1 protein-coding gene and 1 pseudogene are annotated in these 697 nt (G+C 67.6%); both read right to left on the bottom strand.

Annotation, left to right across the window (positions count from 1 at the left end):
- On the bottom strand, positions 1-173 hold a 173-nt coding region (locus GTW67_RS20125; RefSeq protein ID WP_524539800.1), incomplete at its 3' end, for an alpha-amylase family glycosyl hydrolase.
- A pseudogene (locus tag GTW67_RS20120) lies at positions 170-697 on the bottom strand (alpha-1,4-glucan--maltose-1-phosphate maltosyltransferase); the annotation flags it as partial. The gene GTW67_RS20125 and the pseudogene GTW67_RS20120, both read right to left, overlap by 4 nt.

Below are 697 nucleotides of genomic sequence, written 5' to 3'. Positions count from 1 at the left end.
TGGTAGTCCAGTTTGGCGGTCAGGCCCTTGAGGTCACCGACGCCGTCGCCGTTGCTGTCCTGGAAGGAGCGGACGAGGACCTCGTAGAAGACGGCTCGCTTGAACCAGTCGGGGTCCCGGTCCCTGGCCGGCGTGTCCTCGAACTTGTCCGGTACGGGCTCGTTCACGGTCATGAGGCTGGAGACCCTTCGTTCTGCGGCGCGGCGGCGGACGACCGCTGGACGTGGAAGACGTGCGCGGGGGCCCGGCCCGGCTCGAGGCGCACGTAGTTCGTCCTGCCCCAGTGGTAGGTCTCACCCGTGAGTTCGTCGTGGACCGGCACCGACTCGTGCCAGTCGAGGCCGAGCTGCGGCATGTCGAGGGAGATCGTGGCCTCCTGGGTGCGGTGCGGATCGAGATTGACGACCACCAGCACGACGTCGCTCCCCACGCGCTTGCTGTACGCGATCAGGGCGTCGTTGTCGGTCTGGTGGAAGCGCAGGTTCCTGAGCCGGTGCAGAGCGGGATGGTCGTGCCGGATGGTGTTGAGGCGGGTGATCAGGGGGGCGATGGTGCGGCCCTCGCGGGCGGCGGCGTCCCAGTCGCGGTGCTTGAGCTGGTACTTCTCGCTGTCGAGGTATTCCTCGCTGCCTTCGCGCAGGGGGGTGTTCTCGCAGAGTTCGTAGCCGCTGTAGATGCCCCAGGTGGGGGAGAGGGT

The sequence above is a fragment of the Streptomyces sp. SID5910 genome (assembly GCF_009862125.1).
Lineage (GTDB): Bacteria > Actinomycetota > Actinomycetes > Streptomycetales > Streptomycetaceae > Streptomyces.
This window is presented reverse-complemented; position numbering and strand designations above follow the sequence as displayed.